Source organism: Paenibacillus sp. FSL M8-0142, assembly GCF_038597315.1.
Taxonomy (GTDB): Bacteria; Bacillota; Bacilli; order Paenibacillales; family Paenibacillaceae; genus Paenibacillus_AQ; species Paenibacillus_AQ lactis.
The window spans coordinates 3,072,196-3,093,806 of sequence record NZ_CP152008.1 but is presented as its reverse complement, the minus strand read 5'-3'; the positions used below and the strand labels follow the sequence as shown (position 1 = coordinate 3,093,806).

16 protein-coding genes are annotated in these 21,611 nt (G+C 52.4%); 1 reads left to right on the top strand and 15 read right to left on the bottom strand.

All coding sequences use genetic code 11. The features are described 5' to 3' along the window. Positions 1–175 precede the first annotated feature (175 nt). A complete protein-coding gene (locus NSQ46_RS14435) occupies positions 176–1,204 on the top strand; it encodes a LacI family DNA-binding transcriptional regulator (RefSeq protein WP_007128242.1) in 1,029 nt (342 codons plus the stop codon). A 515-nt stretch (positions 1,205–1,719) separates the two neighbouring features. On the opposite strand, the gene NSQ46_RS14430 is transcribed toward NSQ46_RS14435, so the two are convergent. The 15 genes from NSQ46_RS14430 to NSQ46_RS14360 all read right to left on the bottom strand — a co-directional run bounded on the left by NSQ46_RS14430 (position 1,720) and on the right by NSQ46_RS14360 (position 21,570). Then, complete coding sequence (locus tag NSQ46_RS14430; protein ID WP_007128243.1) at positions 1,720–2,340, bottom strand: flavin reductase family protein; 621 nt, start codon at positions 2,338–2,340, stop codon at positions 1,720–1,722. 117 nt (positions 2,341–2,457) lie between these two features. After that, on the bottom strand, positions 2,458–3,738 hold the full coding sequence (locus NSQ46_RS14425; RefSeq protein ID WP_007128244.1) for an FG-GAP-like repeat-containing protein: 1,281 nt from the start codon (positions 3,736–3,738) through the stop codon (positions 2,458–2,460). Positions 3,739–3,814: 76 nt separating this feature from the next. Then, positions 3,815–4,612, bottom strand: a complete 798-nt coding sequence (locus NSQ46_RS14420; protein ID WP_007128245.1) for a polysaccharide deacetylase family protein — start codon at positions 4,610–4,612, stop codon at positions 3,815–3,817. Between the two features lie 101 nt (positions 4,613–4,713). Continuing rightward, positions 4,714–6,972: a rhamnogalacturonan lyase gene (locus tag NSQ46_RS14415; RefSeq protein WP_007128246.1), complete on the bottom strand. Its 2,259-nt coding sequence runs from the start codon at positions 6,970–6,972 to the stop codon at positions 4,714–4,716. Beyond that, on the bottom strand, positions 6,956–7,726 hold the full coding sequence (locus NSQ46_RS14410; RefSeq protein ID WP_007128247.1) for a DUF1961 family protein: 771 nt from the start codon (positions 7,724–7,726) through the stop codon (positions 6,956–6,958). Before NSQ46_RS14410 ends, NSQ46_RS14415 begins: the two co-directional genes overlap by 17 nt. 81 nt (positions 7,727–7,807) lie before the next feature. Beyond that, entirely contained in the window at positions 7,808–10,408 is a 2,601-nt protein-coding gene (locus tag NSQ46_RS14405) for a hypothetical protein (protein ID WP_342576902.1), read from the bottom strand. Positions 10,409–10,670: 262 nt separating this feature from the next. Then, positions 10,671–12,995 (bottom strand): helix-turn-helix domain-containing protein, encoded by a 2,325-nt coding sequence (locus tag NSQ46_RS14400; protein WP_007128249.1) that lies wholly within the window; start codon positions 12,993–12,995, stop codon positions 10,671–10,673. Between the two features lie 325 nt (positions 12,996–13,320). Then, a complete protein-coding gene (locus NSQ46_RS14395) occupies positions 13,321–14,916 on the bottom strand; it encodes an extracellular solute-binding protein (RefSeq protein ID WP_007128250.1) in 1,596 nt (531 codons plus the stop codon). Positions 14,917–15,034: 118 nt separating this feature from the next. Then, the gene (locus NSQ46_RS14390; RefSeq protein ID WP_007128251.1) at positions 15,035–15,919 is read right to left on the bottom strand and encodes a carbohydrate ABC transporter permease; all 885 of its coding nucleotides are present in this window, start codon (positions 15,917–15,919) and stop codon (positions 15,035–15,037) included. Positions 15,920–15,939: 20 nt separating this feature from the next. Beyond that, a complete protein-coding gene (locus NSQ46_RS14385; protein ID WP_028405132.1) occupies positions 15,940–16,902 on the bottom strand; it encodes a sugar ABC transporter permease in 963 nt (320 codons plus the stop codon). A 225-nt stretch (positions 16,903–17,127) separates the two neighbouring features. Beyond that, positions 17,128–18,126, bottom strand: coding sequence for a hypothetical protein (locus NSQ46_RS14380; RefSeq protein ID WP_007128253.1), 999 nt, complete (start codon positions 18,124–18,126; stop codon positions 17,128–17,130). A gap of 259 nt (positions 18,127–18,385) precedes the next feature. Next, positions 18,386–19,705, bottom strand: coding sequence for a HAMP domain-containing sensor histidine kinase (locus NSQ46_RS14375; RefSeq protein WP_341341928.1), 1,320 nt, complete (start codon positions 19,703–19,705; stop codon positions 18,386–18,388). Between the two features lie 17 nt (positions 19,706–19,722). Then, positions 19,723–20,400 carry a response regulator transcription factor gene (locus NSQ46_RS14370; protein WP_007128255.1) on the bottom strand — a complete coding sequence of 226 codons (678 nt, stop codon included), beginning with the start codon at positions 20,398–20,400 and terminating at the stop codon, positions 19,723–19,725. 185 nt (positions 20,401–20,585) lie between these two features. Then, positions 20,586–21,134 carry a cysteine hydrolase family protein gene (locus tag NSQ46_RS14365; protein ID WP_342576899.1) on the bottom strand — a complete coding sequence of 183 codons (549 nt, stop codon included), beginning with the start codon at positions 21,132–21,134 and terminating at the stop codon, positions 20,586–20,588. Between the two features lie 61 nt (positions 21,135–21,195). Then, positions 21,196–21,570, bottom strand: a complete 375-nt coding sequence (locus NSQ46_RS14360; RefSeq protein ID WP_007128257.1) for a helix-turn-helix domain-containing protein — start codon at positions 21,568–21,570, stop codon at positions 21,196–21,198. Positions 21,571–21,611: the final 41 nt, after the last annotated feature.

The window sequence follows — 21,611 nt, the reverse complement described above, 5'->3', positions numbered from 1 at the left end:
CCGTGAAGTTATATTGTCATCTTCAAAACACCTTCTTATCCCCCAACTCCCCATCCTCCCCCGTCTTTAGGAAATAAGGAAGCATGCATGCTATAATAGAGGTGATTGCCTCAATCATCCAATATTTTCGTACTCATACAGGAAACGTTTCCGATAGAGAAAGGGTTAAAGGATTATGACGAATTCAAAAAAAGTAACCATTGAGGATGTTGCCAAAAAAGCAGGCGTCGGTATTGCCACCGTCTCCAGAGCCATCAACAACAGCAAAGGAATCAGTCCGAAAACAAAGGCCATGATCATGCAGGTAATCGAAGAAATCGGCTTCAGTCCGGATACGTCAGCTCAAAGCTTAAAGGTCCGTCAGACGTATCAAATCGCCTTGGCCGTCCCGGACATCCGGAACGCCATCATCCCGGAAATCGCCTGGTCGGTCGAACAGACTGCCAAACAGCACGGGTATCGGGTTGTTCAGATTAATACGGCCGGCAACGCCCGGAACGAGCTCGAAATCGTGCGGGATATCAAGAAGCTGCACGTGGACGGGCTGATCATCATGCCGCTCGCTTACCCTAAAACGCTCGGAGATCTGATTAGCAAATCCAGCCTTCCGGTATCCATCATCAATTATGGCAAGCAGCTCGGCGATGAGTACAAGGCCGATATCGTCGGCCTCGCAAGGCAGGAAGGCAGACTTGTCATGGAGCATCTCATCAAGATCGGGAGAACGCGGATCGCTTATGCCGGCGCGCCAAAGGATAAAATCGAAGAACGTTACTGGGCATATGAGCAGTCGTTGAATAAGGTCGACCCTTCCCTCGTTTATTTCGGAGAAGATTTCTCTTTCGAGACAGGCGTCCGCGCGGCGGATTACTTCTACGGGCTTAAACATATGCCGGACGCGATCTATGCCGTCAACGACATGGTCGCCATCGGCATTGTTAACCGATTTAAAGAATTGAAGATCAAGGTTCCGGAAGACGTCGCTGTCGTGGGCATCGACAACAACGCGTGGACCACGGTTACTACGCCGCAGATCAGCTCTGTTTCCATTATGGGTGACGAGGTGGCGCGGCTTGCCACGGAGCTGCTCTTGAAGCGTTTGCGGGAACGGAAAAGCGGCGGCTACGAACGCGTTCAGTTCGAACCCCGACTGATCGTGCGGGAGTCTAGCGTATCCATCACCCGAACCACCGCCGAGGAATAAAGATATGACGAACTTGCGTGTGAACAATAAGAAAGACCGTGCAGCAGCTGCTGCACGGTCTGTTCTATGATTGCTTGAGTAAGGTTCGAGAAATGATCTCTGTTCCCTTTCCAAGCGATTTGGCGAGACCAAATGTGCTTTTTCTCACTATGCTGTGTCAGAGAAGCTTGCTAATAAGTAGCCGTAGATCATCGATGAGTGTGTCTGGATTTGACATGGCAATCATATGACTCTCACTGCTCCGATCTCGGGGATTTTCATCCGTATTCTTCGGCCATCCGTCATATTCTGTAAACCTCTCAATAAGGTAACCCAGCCTGCGCATTATCTCGGTCCAGACGCGGGCGACGCGTTTGCTGCTCCACGGAGCCTCATCTGCCGGCTCTGGATAAGCGGAACAGGCGAACCCGGGAAGTGAGGGTGCCACGATGTGTAACGCAATCCTTGGAGCTTCCCTTTTTGCTCAACTCTTTTTGTACGGGTTCCTTGATTCTTCGATGATCGTGATCTTTCATTTATACGGACCGAGGTCCGAATACCGGCGCTAACTTCGATGCAGAAAGCTGCTCGCTTAGCCCGAAATATTCGCAAAAATTCATGATCATCGGATTCCATTTCGAAGGATCGATATAGTTGGACTCTCCATCCATAAGAAGCCCTTCTTCGATATGCACTTTTTCAATGTAAACTTCCATGGCAACAAGCGAACTTGGTTCTTCAAAAGGGTGGACCTTCACAAGCCTGGCTTCCAGGTGGATGGGACATTCCTTGACGCGCGGTGCGTGAACGAGTTCGGACGGAAGTGGAGTTAGCCCGGCGATCCCAAACTTATCCGCCTCATGCTGATATCCCCTCTCGGCTTTAGATTCCGGCACAGGATTGCGACCGGTCAATAGCGTCAATTGATCGATTGCGGGAATCAAGTCAACCGACGGAAGATTCAGCACGCACTCGCGCTCACGGATCAGATTTTGAACGGTCTGGGATTTGCTGCTCATCCCAAGCATGCATGATTGATTGAGCCACCAGGCGGAAGACATTGGAGCCAGGTTGGGCGTGCCGTCTTCGTTGACCGTGCTGATCAATACGACCGAAGTGCCGAAGTATAGGATTTTGGGCTGGATTACTTTATGCATGACAGACACCCTCTCTCCACTATGATTTTTAAGTAATGTATCACGAGACCATTTATGGAAGATAGGGTTTTGGAATAAGACCGCAAGATCTCGAAATTGGACCGGGGATTCGCCACATCAACTAGAGAACAGCGGAACTTCCCCGCCCGGATACAAGGTCGAGCTGGACAGCCGTTTCGTCTGCGGCAAAGGAATACCCGAAGCAGGCTCGCTTAAATCTGCACTTTTGCTCGAATAGATAGACGCTGTTTCATCGCTGTAAATAATGACTTGCTCCATACCGCTTCCCCATAAGTCGGCATGGACGGCATATCCCTCGTCAGGAAACTCCGCGATTGCATTCATGTGACCGTCATACAAGGTGGGAAGGACCCCTCCACCGCGCCGATAAGCCAATATATAGTCCAGGGCTCCTTCCGCCCATCCGCGCAAAGGCTCGATAATCGTTAGCCAGCCTGGTGTTTTGCGGTCTTCTTTCCAAACCTCCCGGCCGCTGCCGTCGAGCAGGAATAAGGCGTCCTTGCCGACCAAACCCTTCCCGTCGTCCTCTCTCACAAGCCGGTCCAGCCCCGCAATTTGCAATCCAGGCAGGTCGCTTCGGAAGCGACCGAGCGCGATGTGCTGCGACTCGATGGAGCCTTCGTATCGCCATAGCTCCCTCCCGTTTCGGTCATACATGACCGTGACGCTGCCTCCGATCACGATCTCCGGGTCTCCGTCGCCGTTCACGTCGCCGATCCAAATGCAATCGGCATGGTCATCCAAATCGCGGCAGCTCCATAACGGCGTGCCGTCATGGTCCAACAAGGTATAACCGGCCATCACTTCATCATACCCGTCCCCGTCCAAATCGTAGACCCAAGGGAAGTGGCCCGGATTGCCCTCATGCGTCCATAGGATGTTGAAATGATGGTCCATTGCCCACATGCGGCGATAACGATCCTTTAGGATGATATCCCGCGTATGCGGGCTTCCCGTCAAATTCGCAACGATAATGCAGTCATGCGCCTCCGGATCCGGCAGCTCATGCGATGATCTGACGCTTCCGTCGTACCCGTTAATGACCAAGAGACGGTTCTCCATAACGCATAACACCTCTAAATGACCGTCTCCGTCGATATCGACAATTTGAGCGGGATAATCCGAGCCTTGACTGCCGGCGCCAGGATCCGGTTTGCCTGTTTGCCACAGCAGATTCCCCTCCAAATCGTACGCAGTGAGGCACTGCACCTGATGGGGAATGTAACGCACGTCCTGGCGGTTGTCGGGTTGAACGAGCAGCATCTCCATCCGGCCGTCTCCGTTTAAGTCGCCAAGCAGCATTTTACACCGCGGACCTGCTGCCCGAATATCCAGCCTCCCGATGAGCAAAGGATCAATTGCCTTCCCTTGGTTCATCCGATATCCCTCCTTTTGATGAATGATCATGAAAAATCCTCAAAAGCTCCCTCCAACTGCCATTTCGGCACTCCCGCTAAAGCTTGATCTGCTCTCCGCCTTTCACTTCGACAATCTGTCCATCCACGTCCAACCAAACGCTTAATGCTGACGGGTTATAGACGAAATCCAACGCGGCTGCAAACTTCAGTCCTTCGAATGCTTTCGTATAATCGACTAACTCGATGTTCGTGCAATACCAGATTTCCGGTTTACCTCCTACATAAGCGCAGAACTGTTCCATAAGTTCCCAATTTTGATCGTGATCGAATTCGTAGCTATGCCCCCATACGTTCATCAGATACAAGTACTGCTTTTTATGCAGGCTCATGAAGGTCTCGGCGTGCTTCATCAAATCACGATTATGATGACAGGTCGGCTGCCATTCCAGGAAATCGTCCGGCATTCCGAAATGCCCTGAACTCGCAACGACTCTCGCATATTCTATCCCGAGGCCCGGCAGCATCTCTTTAATTCTGCGGCTGTAAGAGCCGTTCGGATACGACATCCCTCGAACCGTATACCCTACGATACCCTCCAAAATGCGCCGGTCTTCCATGACTTCATGCACGATTTGCTCATTCGGACAGCGAGCGATCGTCGGATGGGTCAACGTATGCGCCGATACCTCGTGACCTTCATAAAGCGTTCTGACCTCTTCTGCCCCCACCCTGTCCGGCGTTCCGAGCAGCCCGGAATTGATATGAAAAGTTCCTTTGAGCCCATGCCGGTTCAAGATGTCCACCAGCCGCCGATCGGCAAATCGTCCGTCGTCATAACTCAATGTCAGGGCTTTGTGCCTCCCTCCAGGAAAGCACATCATAATTTTGGTCATCCTGTTTCCTCCTCATCGGATATGCTCCTCGTGACGGATTATGCTTCCATTACGAGATATACTCCTCGTGAACGAAATATCCCCCTCGTAACGGGGGCCGATTACCTTCGCCTTGCGCGGGGAAGATACAATTGCGGAACAGGCACCATTCCCCAATCGATATCGGATGCAAAATAAAAGCTTGTATAACTTGGCTGGTTATATACGACATTCTGCCATGCAATTCCTGTCCGATATTGCGTATCATGCATCAACGTATACAATTTTCGGTCCGTTACTTCGGTGCTCAAGTAGATACGGATCGCCGAGCTATCCTTTGTTCGAACCAACAGCTCCTCTCTCCAATCTCCGAACACGTCCGCAACAAGGCATGGATTTCCCTTCGTACCGTTGTTGGAAACCGCGCCTTCTGCGGTAAGCAGCCTGCCTCGTTTCCAGTCGTCGATCGTAACCGGCTCGTCGAATCTGCCGTTGATGATCTGTGTGGTCATATCAGCCGACCATTTGATGCTCATGTTCGTGCCCGGTACCTGTGCCGCAATCCGTTCTCCCGTACATGTCATCAAGCCGAACGCTTCATCGCTTTCATAACCTTCGCTGCACCATGTTTGAAGGCCGCGATGATTCGGTTCAACCTGCCCGATCATTCCGCGCCCAACGTCATCGATTGCGAAGCCGCCGTATAACACCTCGCCGGTTGCCGCATCACGCAGCGTATATCCGTAGGGTCCCGATGCGCCGCTTTCATGGACCATAAATATCTCCAACCCTTGCCGATCCGGATCTATATTCGCTACATGAAGTGCATCGCCGTGACCCAGCTTGGAGATTGCGCCAGGCTCCTTGCTTTCCGGGGGCATTTCAGCCCGAGAGCTGTATAAAATCGTTCCGTCATGGTCGATGGTTGCCGCCCCGTATATAATTTCGTGGCAGCCATCTCCGTCCACATCTGCAACGCTTAATGAATGCGCGCCTTGTTTAGCGAGGCTGCCGAACTTCTCACTGCGGCCGTCCTCTAGACCAAGCGTATCATGAAAAGGGTTATTCATCGAAACCCAGCCGCTGTCGACGAACCACTTCTCCTTAAGGCGCTTTCCATCCCAGGAATAGGCTGCGACGGCGGCCCTGGTATAGTAGCCGCGGGCAAAGATCGCAAACGGTTGTTTGCCGTCCAAATAGGCTACGCCTGCCAGAAATCGGTCCACGCGATTACCGGGCTCGATGCGGTTCCAAGCATAATCCCCCCACATCAGACCGTCATCATGCCGCCCCGGCTTATAGGGGATCGTCTCCAATTCCTCGCCCGTATGCCCATAAAATACGGTTAAATATTCAGGCCCATCAAGAACGAATCCCTCGAATGACCGCAAATTGTTGCGGCCACTCCGACTGGGAGCATACACATCGAGGAAGTAATCGGCGAGCCGTTCCGCATCCCCCCTGGACAAAGGGTAATCGTAACGTTGCTCGATCCCAAAGCATTCTTCCAGCGTGGAGGGCCATCGTCCGGCCACCACCTCCTCATGGGAGTGCCAGCGCATGAACACTGAGACGATATGCTTATAGTAATCCTCGCTGCTCATTCGATAGTCGTCCGAATGGCTGTATCCGGCAGCGATATCCTCAGGCGGCATCGTTACATAAGTTTCGGTGGTGCTCTGACCTGCCTGATTGTACCGGATGACCTTCGTGCCGGGTGCGGTCTTAAACATGAGCTCGGCTCTCCCGTCTCCGTCAAAATCGTAGACCAGAAACTGCGTATAGTGGGCACCTGCCCGAATGTTCACGCCTAGGTCAATCCGGTATAGCAGCGTTCCGTCCAGCTTATAACAGTCGATATACACCTGTCCGGTGTAGCCGGAGTGCGATACATCTTTCGCGTTTGAAGGGTCCCATTTGACAAAAAACTCATACTCGCCGTCGCCATCTACATCCCCTACGCTCATGTCATTCGCCGAGTATGTAAAGGTTTGACCGGTCGGCGTTATGCCGTCAGCCGGTTTTTGCAAGGGTATTTCGTAGTACGGACCTTCCCACGGATTGACATCGGCACTTCGGTCGACCTCTTGACCGTCGACAACGGCACAAACATAGTAAACCGAGTCTGGCGTCCCGCCGGGATCCAAATAATTGGTGCTGTCGCAGACAACTGCGATCAAGCTGCCATCTCGATACAGGTTAAAATCAGTTCCGGTCAGTCCGTTACTGCTAAAGCCGCTCACTTCATTCCCGAGCAATCGCCAGCTGAGAAATACTCCTTCGGATGTGACAGCTGCAACCAGCCCGCGACCCAGGTATTCCAGCTGAACCTCGGACTGATTCCTTGTTTCATTTTTGTACTGATCATGGTCGGTTTTCATAATTAGGCCCCCTCTCAATTGATGATTTGCCTGCGGCATACACGGTTAGATTTGCATATTCACCAATCAACGGGGCCATCTGGCGGAAACCAACCTTGCCGCCGGCGAGTTGCGGTCCGTACGTCTGACCGTCGTCCTCCCATGAGAACACCGGCAGGTCGTTAACGGCAAACGTAATGCGGTTCTTATCCTTGACGATGAGCATCCGGTAAGGGCCAACCGCGTCCATGACGCCAGGGATGGGATCCGCCCCTTGAGCGACCAGATGGAAGCCGTAGCTTTTTCGCAAATTGCATGTGTGAAACATCCGTTCTTCCGTCCACTTCCTCCGAAAGTAAGAGATATGGAAGGCATTCATTTCGCCGTGATGGTACTGGTCGTATTCCCCCGTCCGGGGCTTGATCGAAGGATCGAATAAATCACGCCCCTCCGTTCCGGTTGCGCAAAAAAACATCATGGCCAAGCCCGGCTCGCGCACCGGCCAAAAATCCCAAGAAATTGCGGCGTCTGCCGGAAAATCCTCAAGACACCACAGCACGAAATTGGCGCGCTGTCCCTCCTTCTCATCCAAGATGCTCTCGAGTCGCATTCGCCCCATAGGAAACGTGACAGAGGCATTCCCTTCCAATCGAAAATCGGCGACATGCTCGGGATCGGCTAGCGGGTTCACGTATATCTCCCTCCAGCCTTCAGGAATAAGCGAGCTATCGGCCGGTGCCGGAACTCCTGATTCGGTTGATTGATGAGGTTTCATCTTAAGTAATGCTCCTTTCTTCCAGCCACGGGCGGATTGCCAACTATTTTGCAGGGCGGACGTGCCGATTACCAGGCTTCTTTATATCTTGGCTTGTTGCCGTTCCGATACCGTATGGCCCGGGAGTGCGTCCGGGATCAGTTCCAGGCTGATGATCGTGTTCAAAGACCACTGCGACGCCTCGTTCGTGTTCATCCAGTCAATCTCCTTCAGCTCGCCGGCGTAAGTAACGTCAGCCGAGTCTTTCTCCAGATCTGTTGTAGCAAAAGGATGTGACAGCAGCGTCGACCAGGCAAAATCGGCTGTACGTCTGTCCTTTCGGTACCAAGCGCCGTAAGCGACGAGGGCCAGTGTCAGGACAGGGTGCTCAAACCGCTTCGTGCTGATTGCACCGCCGGTAATTTGATCCTTTTCTTCTTGCGTGAGATTATAGAACACACCAAAATCAGCCATCATCTCATCCCACTGCTTATCCTTCAGCATGCCGGACAGCTCGAACCACACTTGCGGTGCGCCCATGCATAACGCCAGATGCCGTCCCCAGTTGTCGTCGCCCATCGACGTAAGCACGCCGGTTATCGGGTCGTAACCGTAAGTCGGACCGGAGATCAGACCGAAATTCGCCTGTTTGATACATTGAATGCCGGTCAGCAGTTTGTCACGGTAAAATGGATCCTCTTTACGCTCCCAGCGGGTCATCCAGTTGGAGCTGAAGGCCGCCCAATCGGGACCGACCCGGATATGCGTCTTATGCTCGTCCTTTGGAAAATAGGCGCGCATCGGGTCGATATGAACGGTTGTATAATCGGCGTCCTTGGCCTCATCCATCATATCCCCGATTCGTTCGTCCCCCGTCAAATAATAATAATAGCGATGCAAGCCGGCCATGCTGATCCGGGCTTCCTTGCAGCCGCAGCCCCAATGGACGACGTTATGCCGGGAGCCGAGGCCTGCGTATTCACCGAAATGGTAGACGTCAACCTCGCTTGTATGACGCGTCATTGCCTCCGCCATCCGGAATATATCTTCGCGTCCCGAACGCAAAAACATCAGCCACAGCCACATGTTCGGGACCAGTTCGGTATTTTGCCACGCACAGCCGCCGAGATCATAATTCCAGACATGGCGGGCAGGGTCATAGCTGTGCATGAAATCGCCGTAATCCCAGAAGCCGTACCAGCGCCTCTGCTCTACCTCCCGTTGGTAAAAGGCGATGATCCCGTCCAGCTTCTCTTCGAGTCGGGCCTTTATGGGCGTTCCCCGGTCCGGCAAGCTCCAGATGCCAAAAGCGCCCCGGCTCCGTAAATAAGCCGGCTCGCATACAAGCAGCGGCGGCGAATCGTTATAACTCGCGTAGGCTTCCAGCTCAATCGGCGACGGCGTCGCCCCCCGGCACCAGATCGTCAGCTCGCTCGTATTGCCGACGCCGTAAGGCGTTGCGCGCAGCTCTTCCGCGCCTTCGTAGGAAGACTCAACATGCGTGCTCGTATCGTAATGGCGCATGTCCATGGCGGGAGCTTCCGGCGACCAGAACCAGGCGGTCAGCTGGGCCTCGTCCGCCGTGAGACCGTGTGCCTCCATGCCGGAAGGATGCTTCTGCCAGAAATTGCGCATCGCAAGAGCCAGGCCGCCGCCTGGCCCGCCGACATACGCGACCCCGCGCCCTCTCCGGCCTTCGGCGGATTTGAGCCAGCCGCACCCTGCCTTGGTCCGCTTGGCCATCAGGTAATGGTCAGCTGAGAGCTGCGCCATTTTATAGCCGTCCCAGCACGCGGAATCGTCCAGCAGATTCATGAAGTATTCATCGGCCATGTCTTCATCGGGCAGCAATTCCCCATTGAGCTGACGCTTGAACAGCTCCAAATATTTGCCATGTGTACGCCGCGTATGGAGCGTCTTCGGCGATTCGCTTACAAAACCGCTGTCGCCCGCGAACCGGACGTGGCGGTTATAGAGCGGCCCGCGCATTGGCAGCCCGAAACGGATGCCGAGTCCCTTCACGAAATCCTGGTTCGGATTGCCGTCATAAAAAAACGTATGCACGATCCGAAGCGACTCCAGTCCCGCGTAGGCGTACAGGCGAAGCGAAAATGGCAGCCATTCTCCGGTTCCATTGACGGCACGGTGACGCCCCGTCAGCTTAATGACCGCTCGGACCGGGCCAGCTTGCTCCAGCTTCGCCTCGTAAATCCGGGATTGATAACGCACTTGCCGGATCGTTCGGCTGCCGGTCAGCTCGCTTACGCTCTCCTTGATGGCAATTAACTCGCCATAGGAGCTTATGCTGATACCGTTGTGTTGAACATCGGCGATCATACGGCTGCCTGTTTTCGGTACCCGAAAGGAAATGACGCCTGTGTCGATCGTAAAGTCGTTCTCCGTCTCATGCACCGACAGCGAAGCTGATGTTGGCAATAGCCCGGGTTCTGCCTTCACTACCGCGCACCCATCAGGAGCGCCAGCCGGAAAAGCGGCCGCATGCGCCGTCCATTTCACGCTGCCGTCCGGCCAATATGCAGTCGGCCAGCTCTGCAGCGCAGGTGCGGTGCCGCCTTCCATATGCAGCGACAGCCGCTCGTCCCGCGAAAGCTCCCCTTCCTTCCACGGCATCCCCCACGTCAACCCTGCCGGAATAGGCGTGGCTGCCTTTAACCAACGCAGTTGTACCCGCGTGTCGTTCATGGAATCATCTCCTAACGTTTTTGCTCACTTCCGACTTCTTCAACGCCCTTATTGTAGTGAGCTGAGGTTTTCCCGGCAATGACACTTTCTTGATGACCTCTTCCGGCCGAAATTGCACGATTTCTAAAAGATTGCACTTTATTGCACGCGAAGGCTAAACGAGCTTCTCACAGGCCCTTCGCTTCGCAACAAAGCCGGCAGCGTTCGCATGATGAACCACTGCCGGCTTCTTCCCCGATGTGTCTTTTACGCAGCTTGCTTCCTACTCCGCCCGGCTTAGCTCGCGGTAACGGGTGGGGGTCATGCCCTCAAGCTTTTTAAAGATCCGGTTAAAATAGCTGTGCCGATATCCGACCTGTTCAGCGACCGTGTTGATTTTCATCTCCGAATCCCGAAGAAGCTCCTTCGCTTTTTCCATGCGCAGCTCGGTCAAATAATCGATAAAGTTCTTGCCGGTCACCTGCTTGAAGGATTTGCTCAGGAAAAACGGGTTCGTGCCGATGTGATCGGCGCAATTGTCGAGCGAAATGTCGCGCATATAGTTTTGCTGCATATAGATCATGGCTTGCTCGATCAGCCGTTTGACCTGGCCATCCGTCCTGCTTGTTAGCTCCTTCATGAAAGGTGCGATCACCTTCATCTGGAACCATTCGCGGGCGCCTGCAGGCTCTTTGATCTGAGATAGCTGCTCATACAGGTTGGCGCCCTTAAACAGACGATTTGGCTGAATGCCGGATACAAGAATTGCATGCTGGACGGAACCCAGCAAATGAAGCATCCCCTGCTGGACGTCGATCGCTTTGGCCTCTTTCACGGACAACGCTTTCTGGAACTCGACGAGCAAGGCGTTGGCGTCCGCTTCCTGCCCGGTCCGTAGCGCCTGAAGAAACTCCCGTTCCAGCGTGAACGGGTACTGCGGTTCGGACGAATCCTCAAAGTCCAGCTGCTCCATCTCGATGATTTGGTTGTCGTTATCGAATTTGCGGAAGCTGGCCGCGTGCTTCACGCCCTCGAATGCGAGCGGTATGTCGCTAGCCCGGGTGACAGCCCGGCTGATCGCTACGGTCACCACCATGTTGAGCAGCCGGTTAATCGTCCGCGCAAGCTCTTCGCTGAATGCTTTGATCGTTTCCGCACAGGGCTCTCCTTCCGGCAAGATCAGCAGCACGCCCGATCCGAGATCGTGGAAATTGATCGTGCTGCTTTGCTCGAAATAGGAATCCGCCAGCTCTTCGATCATGTTGACGGACGCAAAGGTGACCAGTCCCTCGTCCCCAAACTTGAATTTTCCTTCCATGCTGGCGATTCCGGTAAGCTGTACGTACAGCACGACAAACTGCTTGCCCCGCACCTGCCATTTATACCGCTCCATCCGTGACCGAAGGTCCTCCTCGGTATATGCGTACAAATAGCCCTGAAGCAGCTGATGGAGAAAACTCTCCTTCACGTGCGGCAGCTGCTCGACCAGCTTGGCGTTCAGCTCCCGGCTTTCCCGGTTTAAATGCTGCCATTGCCGCTCGATCAGCGTGAACTCGTCCTCCCGGCTTCCGCCTATCAAGGAGGCACTAGGCAGCAAATCCATCATCAGCCGTTTGACGGGCGAATACATACGGTTCGATGCAAGCCAAGCAAGGAGCACCGCCAGGAAGAGAGCGCTCAGGCTGACCGTCAAAATGACTTTGGATATAAAGACAACCGGCGCCGTGATATTGGTGATCGGCGAGGCTGACACGTACAGCCAGCTGTCCATGATTCGTGCGAAATAACCGTATGTAACCGCGTAGGTTTTATCGTTCCATTCGTACAGGAACGAGCCTTCCGTGCTCCCGTTCAATTCGATCTCGCTCCTGACTGCCATAACAAACGTCGAGTCGATCGTACTCCCGTTGGCGGATACGTAGAGCTGCCCGGCCGGCTCCATCAGAAAGTTCTCGCCGTCGGTATAAGGCGTAATGGTCCGCAGCGCCTCCGCGACCTGATCGTTGTCCAAGCGGACGATCAGGGCACCGATCGGTTTGGGGCTGCCCCCGGGAACGAGATGCACAAACGTCAGTTCCCGTTTTCCCGGCTGATCAGGGTCAAGCGCCAGCTGTGTCCAATACGTCGTTTTTCCCGCGTCAAGGAGACGATCGTAAAGCGATATGACACTTCCGTCATGCAAAGCAGAGTATTCCGGATAAAACAATACCGGCTGACTTCCGCGCAAATAGAGGCTGACGTTGCGAATCATCGTATTGGAGCCCTGCATCACCAGCAGCGTATTCGTAATATCGCGGGTCTTCTCGAAATCGCGCACGAAGTCGCGATCGCTGAGCGAATAATCGAAGCTCGTATCGAACGCCCAATGCGCCAGCATCATTTCGAGATTGGACAGCTGTTTATTGAGATTCTGCGACCGCTGCTCAATCTGGTTATTATGGAGGTTCAACAGCTCCTTTTCCAGCTTTCCCCCCGCCATGGAGTACACGAGAACCCCTGTTATGATGCCGGGAATGCCGGCAACGAACAGGAACATGATCAAGGTTTTCCTGTAGAAGCTGCCGGATCTGCCGGATAAGCGGGCCAATAACGTCTTCCATCCATTCATCGTCAGCTCACCAACCATATCTAAAATTAGTTTTGCCTTCCCACGTCAGGCGGACCTTTGATCTTTCAGATATGTAAGCGTATTCAATAACCGCGAAATAAAACCGTTTCCTTTCATTAGCATAACGCGGACCTCCCCATAAAGCCTGCATGTTTTCAGGGTAATTTGTTCAAAAAACCGAGGAATCTCAAATAACTCCACATCGTGGAGTTCTGGATGCAAAGCGGTTACTCTCAAGTTTCGGGTAAGTTGAACGGTTACATTCTATTGCGAAAAAGAGGCCACGAGGCCTCTTTTTCGCTGGAGCGACACGACTATGGACTGCTTAGGATTTGGATGCCGCGTACAGCTCGTTGATTTCCTTAACGTAATCGTCGCCGCCGGATTTTTTCCACAGTTCGATTGCGTCGCGCCAGCCCTGCTCGTCAATTTGGCCGACGATGAATTTAATGCGGGCGTCGTTAATAATATTTCCGAGCTGCTGCCCTTTTTGCGAGTATACTTCAGAAATGAACGGTTCCGCCGGATTGGCGACGATCGTTTCCCGGTTTTTCAGCTGAACCTCCGTTTGCTTCAAGCGAAGCGGGGTCTGGGCCACTTGCAGCCCCTTGCCTTCCGGAATGTAAGGCACCATCTGGTTAAGCCCTTCGACTTCCGATTCGAGCAGCACAGCGTCCGTGCTTCTTTCCAGCGTCTGATCATCGATCTTAGTATAATGCACGCCTTCAAGCCCGAAGCTGGTCAGCGTCTGTAATTCAGGCTCGTTCAGCTGGTCAAGGAATTTCAATATGCGGTCGACCTCCTCTTCAGTCTTCACGCTCGACTTCGGAATAGCCAAAAGACCGGCGAATCCGGAGGTAGGCAGGGTACGAATTTGTCCATCCGGACCGGCTACCGCTCCGAACACGTCCATGTAATGCTCTCTTGAGTCTTTGCCCGCAGCTGCATTCGCTGCTTTGATTTTGTCGTCGACTCGAGCCGCGCCGTCCACGACGTCGATAATGACGCCGGCCTGACCGTTAACGAGCGGATCGGTCCATTTCGCGGAGTCCATGACGGCAAAATCTTGGTTGACGAGCTTTTCGTCATACAGCTTTTTCATGAACTTCAGCGCTTCGAAGTATTCGTCGTATTCGAACTCCGGCACGAGCTGGCCGTCCTTTTCCCCCCAAACGTTAGGCGCACCGAACCACAGCTTGATCTGGTCGAAGCCCGCACCCCAACCGGCCGTCCATTTGACCATGACCAGACCATACGTGTCGTCCTTGCCGTTTCCATCCGGATCCTTCTCTTTGAACGCTTTCAGCATATCGTAAAATTCATCGATCGTTTTCGGCTCCTCCAGGCCGACGTTCTCCAGCCAATCCTTACGGTAATAAACGCCGTTACGGCCAAGCTCGCGCCCGCGATATACGCCGTACGTTCTGCCGTTGATCGAAGAGTTGTTCAGAATGATTTCGCTGGCCTGGCTAAGGTTCGGATAATTTTTGAGCTTGTCGGTCAAGTCCCAGAACGCCCCCGATTTCACCGCGCTAACGAAGCTTGGCCCCTTCGAGTCCGGCACGTAAATAATTTTCGGCAAATTGCCCGACGCGAGGGTAATGTTGAATTTATCAGCATACGAAGCGTTAGGCACCCATTCGAAATGAATGTCCGTGCCCGTCAGCTTCTCGAGCTCGGCCGCTACGGGACTATCATCCTTTGGATAGTTCGTTTTAAAAATCGGGAGCATAATGTTCAGATTATACGCTTCTTGCGAACCTGATGAAGCGCTTGCAGGCGGAGCTGCAGTCGAGCTGTTGGTTGAGTCCGTGCCCCCGCTGCTTTTGGTGGACGAGCAGCTGGCCAGCAATACGATGCACATCGTGCCTAGAATAAGAAATGTGGAAGCACGCTTCGCTTTCATTGTCTTTTTCTTCATTAAATAGCCTCCCTTTATCGTTAGAATCCTATTGCAAACCGCGCGAGCTCCAAGCAACCCCATCTTGCTGGTATAACTAACAGAGCCACGCGGATTCACACATTTGGAAAATAAAGCTCTACCCTTTCACGGAGCCAAGCAGGACGCCTTTGGCGAAATGCTTTTGCAGGAACGGGTACACGCACAGGATCGGGATCGTGCCGACAACGATCACAGCCATCTTGATCGATTGATCCGGCGGCTTCACAAAGTTAGGGTCCATCGAGTTCAGATCCCCTGCAGCCGCTTGCGATAGCAGAACGATCTGGCGCAGCATGACCTGCAGCGGCCATTTGTCCGGATCGTTGATATACAGCAGTGCCGAGAAGAAATCGTTCCAATGTCCGACGGCATAAAACAACGTAAATGTGGCGAGAACAGGCATCGACAGCGGCAGCACGATCCGCCACAAGAGGCCAAGCTCGGAGCAGCCGTCGATGCGGCCGGCCTCCTCGATCTCCTTCGGAATTTCCTGAAAAAAGTTTTTGACGATGATCAGGTTAAACGCGCTGATCGCCCCCGGCAGCATGAGTGCCCAGAGTGAATCCAGCAGCTGCAGCTCCTTGACGACGAGGTAAGTCGGGATCATGCCCCCGCCGAACAGCATGGAGAAGATGACGAGATTCAGCACCAGATTGCGGCCGTACAATCCTCTCTTTGCCAAGGAATAGGCCATCGTTACCGTAAAAAACAAATTGACGAGCGTGCCGATCACGGTCACGTACACGGAAACGCCAATGCTTTTCACAATCGTGCCTGTAGAAAAAATAAACTCGTAGGCATTTAACGTAAATGTTTTGGGTATGAAAAACACCGCCCTGGACGTCAGCTCCGCATCCGAGGCGAAGGAGCCCGCGATCACGTAAACGAAAGGGAGCACGGCAGCCAGCCCGAACATTGTGAGCACGATATAATTGACGGTGTCGAACGTGACGCCTGCCGCTGTTCTGTATTGCTTGGCCATGGATCATTTCCCCTTTCTTCTTAATAAAGCCCGGATTCGCCGAATTTTTTCGCCAGCCAGTTCGTGCCAAGCACAAGCGTTACGCCAACGACCGATTTAAACAGCCCGACGGCCGTGCTGTAGCTGAAGGCGCCTTGCGTGATCCCCATCGCGTAAACGTATGTGTCGAACACCTCGCCTACCGAGCGATTGAGCGGATTTAACATCAAATAAATTTGTTCGAAGCCGTTGTCCAGCACGCTGCCCATACGCAGAATCAGAAGAATTACGATGGTGCTGCGAATCGCTGGCAGTGTGATATGCCAGAGCTGCCTCCAGCGATTCGCCCCGTCGATCGTCGCGGCCTCGTATTGCTCCACGTCGACGGCCGACAGCGCCGCCAGGAAAATGATCGTTCCCCAGCCGCATTCCTTCCAGATCGTCTGCAAAATGATGACGGGACGGAACCATGACGGATCGGACAGAAACTGGATTTTCTCCCCCGTATATTGGTATAGCAGCTCGTTGACCGTGCCGCCCTCCGTGGTCAGGAACACGTACGTCAAACTCGCTACGATTACCATCGATATAAAATGCGGTACATAAATCATCGTTTGAATCGTCCGCTTAAAGAACGAAAGCCTTACCTCATTTAACAAGAGCGCCAATATAATCGGAGCGGGAAAAAAGAAAATGAGATTATAAAACGATAACAGCAGCGTATTGCGCAGCAGCATAAAAAACTCGGGGTTATTAAAAAACAGGCGGAAATGCTCGAAGCCCACCCATTCGCTCTTCAAAAAGCCGGTAAACGGCTGATAGTTTTGAAATGCCAGCAATACCCCCCACATCGGCACATATTTAAATACCAAAAAATAAAGCAAGCCTGGGAGCAGCAACAGGTAGAGCCATTTGTCCCTGCGCAGCCTTGCCGCGAAGCTCGTGCGGTAATCCGCCTGCTTGGACGTTTGCGGGAAGTCCCTTTGAGCCGTAGCTTGCTTCATCATCATCCACCTCCATATGTCGTTCATCGCCTCGCGAGCGGTGTGGCCTTATTATGCAGCAGCGCTTTCTTTTCCGGCAATGAGACATTTTTGAAGGCTGAAAGAGCCGTGGCGATCGGCATTCTTAAAGAAAGTGCAAAGTGTGCAAAAGAGTCAAAAGACTTCCGAACATAAAAAAGCTGGTAACCTTGACGAGGCCACCAGCTTCTCTAGCGCACGAAAGTGTTAGATCGCTTCATTTTCACTCGATAGAACCTGATGCTGTTCACTCATGGCTTGCCGCCGATCATGCAGCACCAATACAAGCATCATTCCCATCACGATGCCGAAGATGATCCCGGCCTGCGTGGTCAGCATCCGAAGCACCGGGTGCTCAGGTGAGAGCTGGGAATCCGTGCGAATCGCAGAGAAGAGATTATACGAAAATAACATGCCTGAAGATACCCATACGGCTGCCATCCGGGGGACAAACCGCCGTGATCTGCTGCGGGAAGTAAGGACAATTAATCCCCATGCTCCGGCGAAGGACCATGCGCCCGTGCTTAACGTCAGCAGATGCCACCACATGTCGCGCTCTTCCAATCTGGCCGGATCAATGCCGATCGTCCCTCCCGCCGCCCAGAATACCTTGATCATGCCAAGCAGGATACATCCTATGCCAACAAGTCTCCCCATGATTTGCTGCAGCCTCAAGGTATTCCCGGGCAATTGGCTATAATCCATCGAATTGCCGAAAGCCTCCGGCCAGCGTGACCTTGCATATCCTGCCATGGCGAGCGGAAGGCAAATGCTGACGCCAACCAGCGATAGCATAACGAATAATTGTTCCAAGGCCCATACGCCGGCGGCACCTGCCTCCTGATCCCGAAGCATGGCAGCCGGGCCCAGTACCGGAGCCAAGAGCAGCATAGGAACGAGCAGACCGGTACCTATCCATACAGGGATGGCAACCAGCCATGCAGGCAGACGCGCCCCCCAGGGCATGCTGAATGCTAATGCAAGCAGGATTCCGATCGCTGCTATTATGGCGGTAGCTGCGTTGATTGCTCGCCAACTGGTGTCGCCCATTTGTTCAGTCGGAATGAATAGCCCTAGCGTCCAAGCGATTTTAATCAGAAAATACGGCATCACCGATATGGCAGCTCCATAGCCATATCTGCGCCTCATGGTTGACCATTGTGAAACCTGCCTCTCTTTCAAAGCTGTTGTGCGATCATACCTCATGCTGGATCACTTACCTCCTTACACACGCTAATTGTGTATCCCATTCTATCTCCCGAATCGAAAAGTAAAGCGACCCCAAGGTTAAGATTAGGTTAATAATTGCATCATAAGGTTCACAGCGCTCTCGCATCATCGAGATGCATAAAAAAAGCTGCTTGCAAGTCATCACAAACGACTTATAAGCAGCTTCAATGTCAAAAAAGTCGGCATTCTTAAGGCTCTCTTAAGCAGGCCTTGTCTTCCGTACCCAATCTGTTAGCTATTTCGTTTCTTTCCAAATGGAAAACGTACACCCCGTGGAGCTGGATTCCATTTCCCACTGCATTCCCATCTCCTTGGTCATCAGCGAAACGATGGATAAACCAATACCGGCGCCTTTCTCAAGAGTCTTATTGCTTATTCCGGGACCTCTGTCTCTAATAATGAGAGTCTGCTTCTGACTTTTCTGACCATCCGTCATATGAACCGCGATGTACCGGCCCGCTCCGGCGTGACGCACCACGTTTTGAAACACATTGTCGAGAATCCGATGCAGCCACATGGGATCCGCAGCCCAGATCACCGGCTCGTCAGGGAGCTCGACCTGAACCTCGAAATCCTTTGCTTCAAATACAGGATACCATTCGGCCACTCGATTCCGGACCTCCTCCGTTATATCGACGGGCTGCATGCTTATGGGATACTTCCCTGCCGACAGCAGCGAATAGGACAGGAGATTATCCATCAGCTTATCGACTTCATTCAGCTTCCTTTCAATGATGGAAAGCGACGTTTGCCCATGGGAGGATTCCGGGTTATTGCGAACCGTATGGATATGCTGGCGGATGACGGTCAATGGGGTGCGAAGATCATGGGACACGTTTGAAATGAATTGCTTGCGCAAATCTTCCTCTTCCCGCTCCCGCTGTTGACTTTCCCTGAGTTCCCGCACCATGCGGTTAAAGGCTCCTTCGAGCTCTCCGATTTCGTCTTTTTTGCTAATCGTGACCTCATTCGGAATTTCATTCTTCCCGCTAACGCTCATCGCTGACTGCAGCTTGATCAGTCTTTTGCGAAGCTTAACGAAGAATAGCCAAGACAGCCCCACGAAGCAGAGACAAATTATGAAAAACAAAAGGATCAGCGGCAAATTTCCCGCGAGCGACATCTCTGCTGATAGGATATGGGATTCAGGGAGCCGCATGACCATAAACCCTTGCTTGGGATCGCCACCGATCAGCGAGGCTAAGGTAAACGATCCTGGTTTATGTCCTTGCATCTGAAGTGAGAGCACATCCTCATAATCCCACTGCGCTGGTGTATCCTCCGAAAGGTCTTGGACCGCCTGCGTTTTGCCCGACGGATCAACCCAGAATATTTCGGCATCCGGAAACTCCTCATTCAACTCGGCCAAGCGGTTAAGGATCGTATCCCGATCCGTCCCGTTCAGCTTCATGGCCTCTTGCTGCCATATACGGGTGATTTCTTCCGGACGGTAAATCGGATGATTGCTAAGGAGATAGCCCGGAAAATAAAACATCGCGGGAATGACCGGCCAAAGCAGCATAGCGGTCATAATGAGGATCAGGTACTTTGTCATTAACGAGCCTCGGATTTTCATGCCCGCACCCGGTATCCGACGCCGCGGATGGTCTCGATAATTTGGGGAGAAGCCGGATCCTGTTCGATTTTCTCCCGCAAATGGCGAATATGGACCGTTAATGTTTTATCCCCCGCCAAATGCGGTTCGCCCCATATCGCTTCATAAATCTGCTTCTGCGTTAAAATGTGATTCAAATGGTCAAGGAAATACATAAAAATATGAAATTGCTTACCTGTCAGCACAATCTCATCCTTCGATTCCGTGTGCCATATCCGGTTACGATTCCGGTCGATCGTTAAATGACGGATCTGAAGAAGTTCCGGTTCCGAAACGCCCGTGCGTCTAAGAAGCACTTGAATGCGGGCCAGCAGCTCATCCGGATGGTATGGCTTCGTCATATAATCATCGGCAAAAGACAAGCCCGTAAGCTTATCCTCAATGGCCGTTCTCGCCGTTAGCATCATTATGGGCAGCTCTGGCCTCTGCCGCTTGATCCGTTGACCGACCGTAAAGCCATCCAAGCCCGGCAGCATTATGTCGACGATAACCAAATCACAGCGTTCTAATGCTTCCTCTACGTCATAACCGGATGTCTTCCATATGACCTCATAGCCGTGCCCGCTTAAAAAGTCTCTGGACCAGGCACCGATCTCCTGATCGTCTTCAATATACAAAATCGTGAATGTCTTCATTCATCTCGGACTCCTAAATAGTGGTATATGAGTAGTCTAGCATATCATGGCTGTAAGGGAATGAAGATTCGTTAGAATTGCCAGAAAACATAAAACCACTGATCCAGGATCAGCGGCTTATGTATATCATTTATCATTTCAATTGTTCATGAGCTCTTCCATGTCCTCATAGGACATAGCCATAATCAAATCAGCTCGTACAGACTGCTAGTCTTCCTTACTTGCGCAAAGGTATCTTGTAATGATGCCATAAATGTTTGATGAACGGTTTGGGCTGGGATCACGGTTCCGTCCCATTCTATATCCCTGGTCGCACATGCATCGCTCAGCAACAATACTTCATAGCCCAAGCGACTTGCGCTTCTCACGGTAGAATCAATACAGATGTGGCTCATCATGCCGCATACGACTAACCGCTTGGCCTGAATGGATTCAAGATGCTGCTGCAGTTCCGTTTGATAGAAGCTGTCAGGGGTATGTTTTACAATCACCTTTTCGTCTGACCGGGGAGCTACTGCTGCATGAATGTTAATCCCTTCCGTACCGGGAAGAAAGAATGTTGCGTGTTCATCTAGCAGGATGCACTGAATATGGACAATGGGTAAATTCTTTTCCCGGAACAGCGTCAATGCCTCTTGAGCGCGGGCAGCTGCTTCATCGGAATTGTACAGCTCATTTCTCCCTCCCTTGAAATAATCGTTCTGAATGTCGACAATTACTAAAGCTGTATTCATCGTTCATGTCTCCTTTACTCGTAGTAAAGGTATTATAATATCGGGAATTACCACCCGTGAATTACCCACTTTTTTGTGGGTATGGGATGCCTTTTCGATCGAGAAGCTCGGTTTGCCCCAGCTCCACCATATATTCAATTCCGATCTCTTGCATGATCAAGACCGCATCTAACAATCTTCTTCCGCGTGCAGTGAGATAGTACTCTACGTGCAGCGGATAACCTTCCGTTTTGATTTTATCCACGATTCCGCAAGATTGGAGCTCCCTTAAATGCTGCAGCAGCATTTTTTGGGTGATCTGGTCAATTTCACGCTCTAGCTGCGCTAAGGATGTGTTCCCGTTCTTCAGCTGATAAATGATCATGGTCTTCCATTTGCCTTTAATAATGTCATGGACAATCTCCAGCGGGCAGTTACATACTTCTCGAATGATCATAAACTCACCTCTATGCATCATAGCCGGGTTTTCCGGTATTG

Bases quoted from the DNA above. Each gene is read 5' to 3' on its own strand.
- NSQ46_RS14390 (WP_007128251.1), bottom strand. From the start codon at position 15,919: ATGGCCAAGCAATACAGAACAGCGGCAGGCGTCACGTTCGACACCGTC.
- NSQ46_RS14425 (WP_007128244.1), bottom strand. From the start codon at position 3,738: ATGAACCAAGGGAAGGCAATTGATCCTTTGCTCATCGGGAGGCTGGAT.
- NSQ46_RS14360 (WP_007128257.1), bottom strand. From the start codon at position 21,570: ATGATCATTCGAGAAGTATGTAACTGCCCGCTGGAGATTGTCCATGAC.
- NSQ46_RS14385 (WP_028405132.1), bottom strand. From the start codon at position 16,902: ATGAAGCAAGCTACGGCTCAAAGGGACTTCCCGCAAACGTCCAAGCAG.
- NSQ46_RS14375 (WP_341341928.1), bottom strand. From the start codon at position 19,705: ATGACAAAGTACCTGATCCTCATTATGACCGCTATGCTGCTTTGGCCG.
- NSQ46_RS14400 (WP_007128249.1), bottom strand. From the start codon at position 12,995: ATGAATGGATGGAAGACGTTATTGGCCCGCTTATCCGGCAGATCCGGC.
- NSQ46_RS14435 (WP_007128242.1), top strand. From the start codon at position 176: ATGACGAATTCAAAAAAAGTAACCATTGAGGATGTTGCCAAAAAAGCA.
- NSQ46_RS14430 (WP_007128243.1), bottom strand. From the start codon at position 2,340: ATGCATAAAGTAATCCAGCCCAAAATCCTATACTTCGGCACTTCGGTC.
- NSQ46_RS14420 (WP_007128245.1), bottom strand. From the start codon at position 4,612: ATGACCAAAATTATGATGTGCTTTCCTGGAGGGAGGCACAAAGCCCTG.
- NSQ46_RS14415 (WP_007128246.1), bottom strand. From the start codon at position 6,972: ATGAAAACCGACCATGATCAGTACAAAAATGAAACAAGGAATCAGTCC.
- NSQ46_RS14395 (WP_007128250.1), bottom strand. From the start codon at position 14,916: ATGAAGAAAAAGACAATGAAAGCGAAGCGTGCTTCCACATTTCTTATT.
- NSQ46_RS14405 (WP_342576902.1), bottom strand. From the start codon at position 10,408: ATGAACGACACGCGGGTACAACTGCGTTGGTTAAAGGCAGCCACGCCT.
- NSQ46_RS14370 (WP_007128255.1), bottom strand. From the start codon at position 20,400: ATGAAGACATTCACGATTTTGTATATTGAAGACGATCAGGAGATCGGT.
- NSQ46_RS14380 (WP_007128253.1), bottom strand. From the start codon at position 18,126: ATGAGGTATGATCGCACAACAGCTTTGAAAGAGAGGCAGGTTTCACAA.
- NSQ46_RS14410 (WP_007128247.1), bottom strand. From the start codon at position 7,726: ATGAAACCTCATCAATCAACCGAATCAGGAGTTCCGGCACCGGCCGAT.
- NSQ46_RS14365 (WP_342576899.1), bottom strand. From the start codon at position 21,134: ATGAATACAGCTTTAGTAATTGTCGACATTCAGAACGATTATTTCAAG.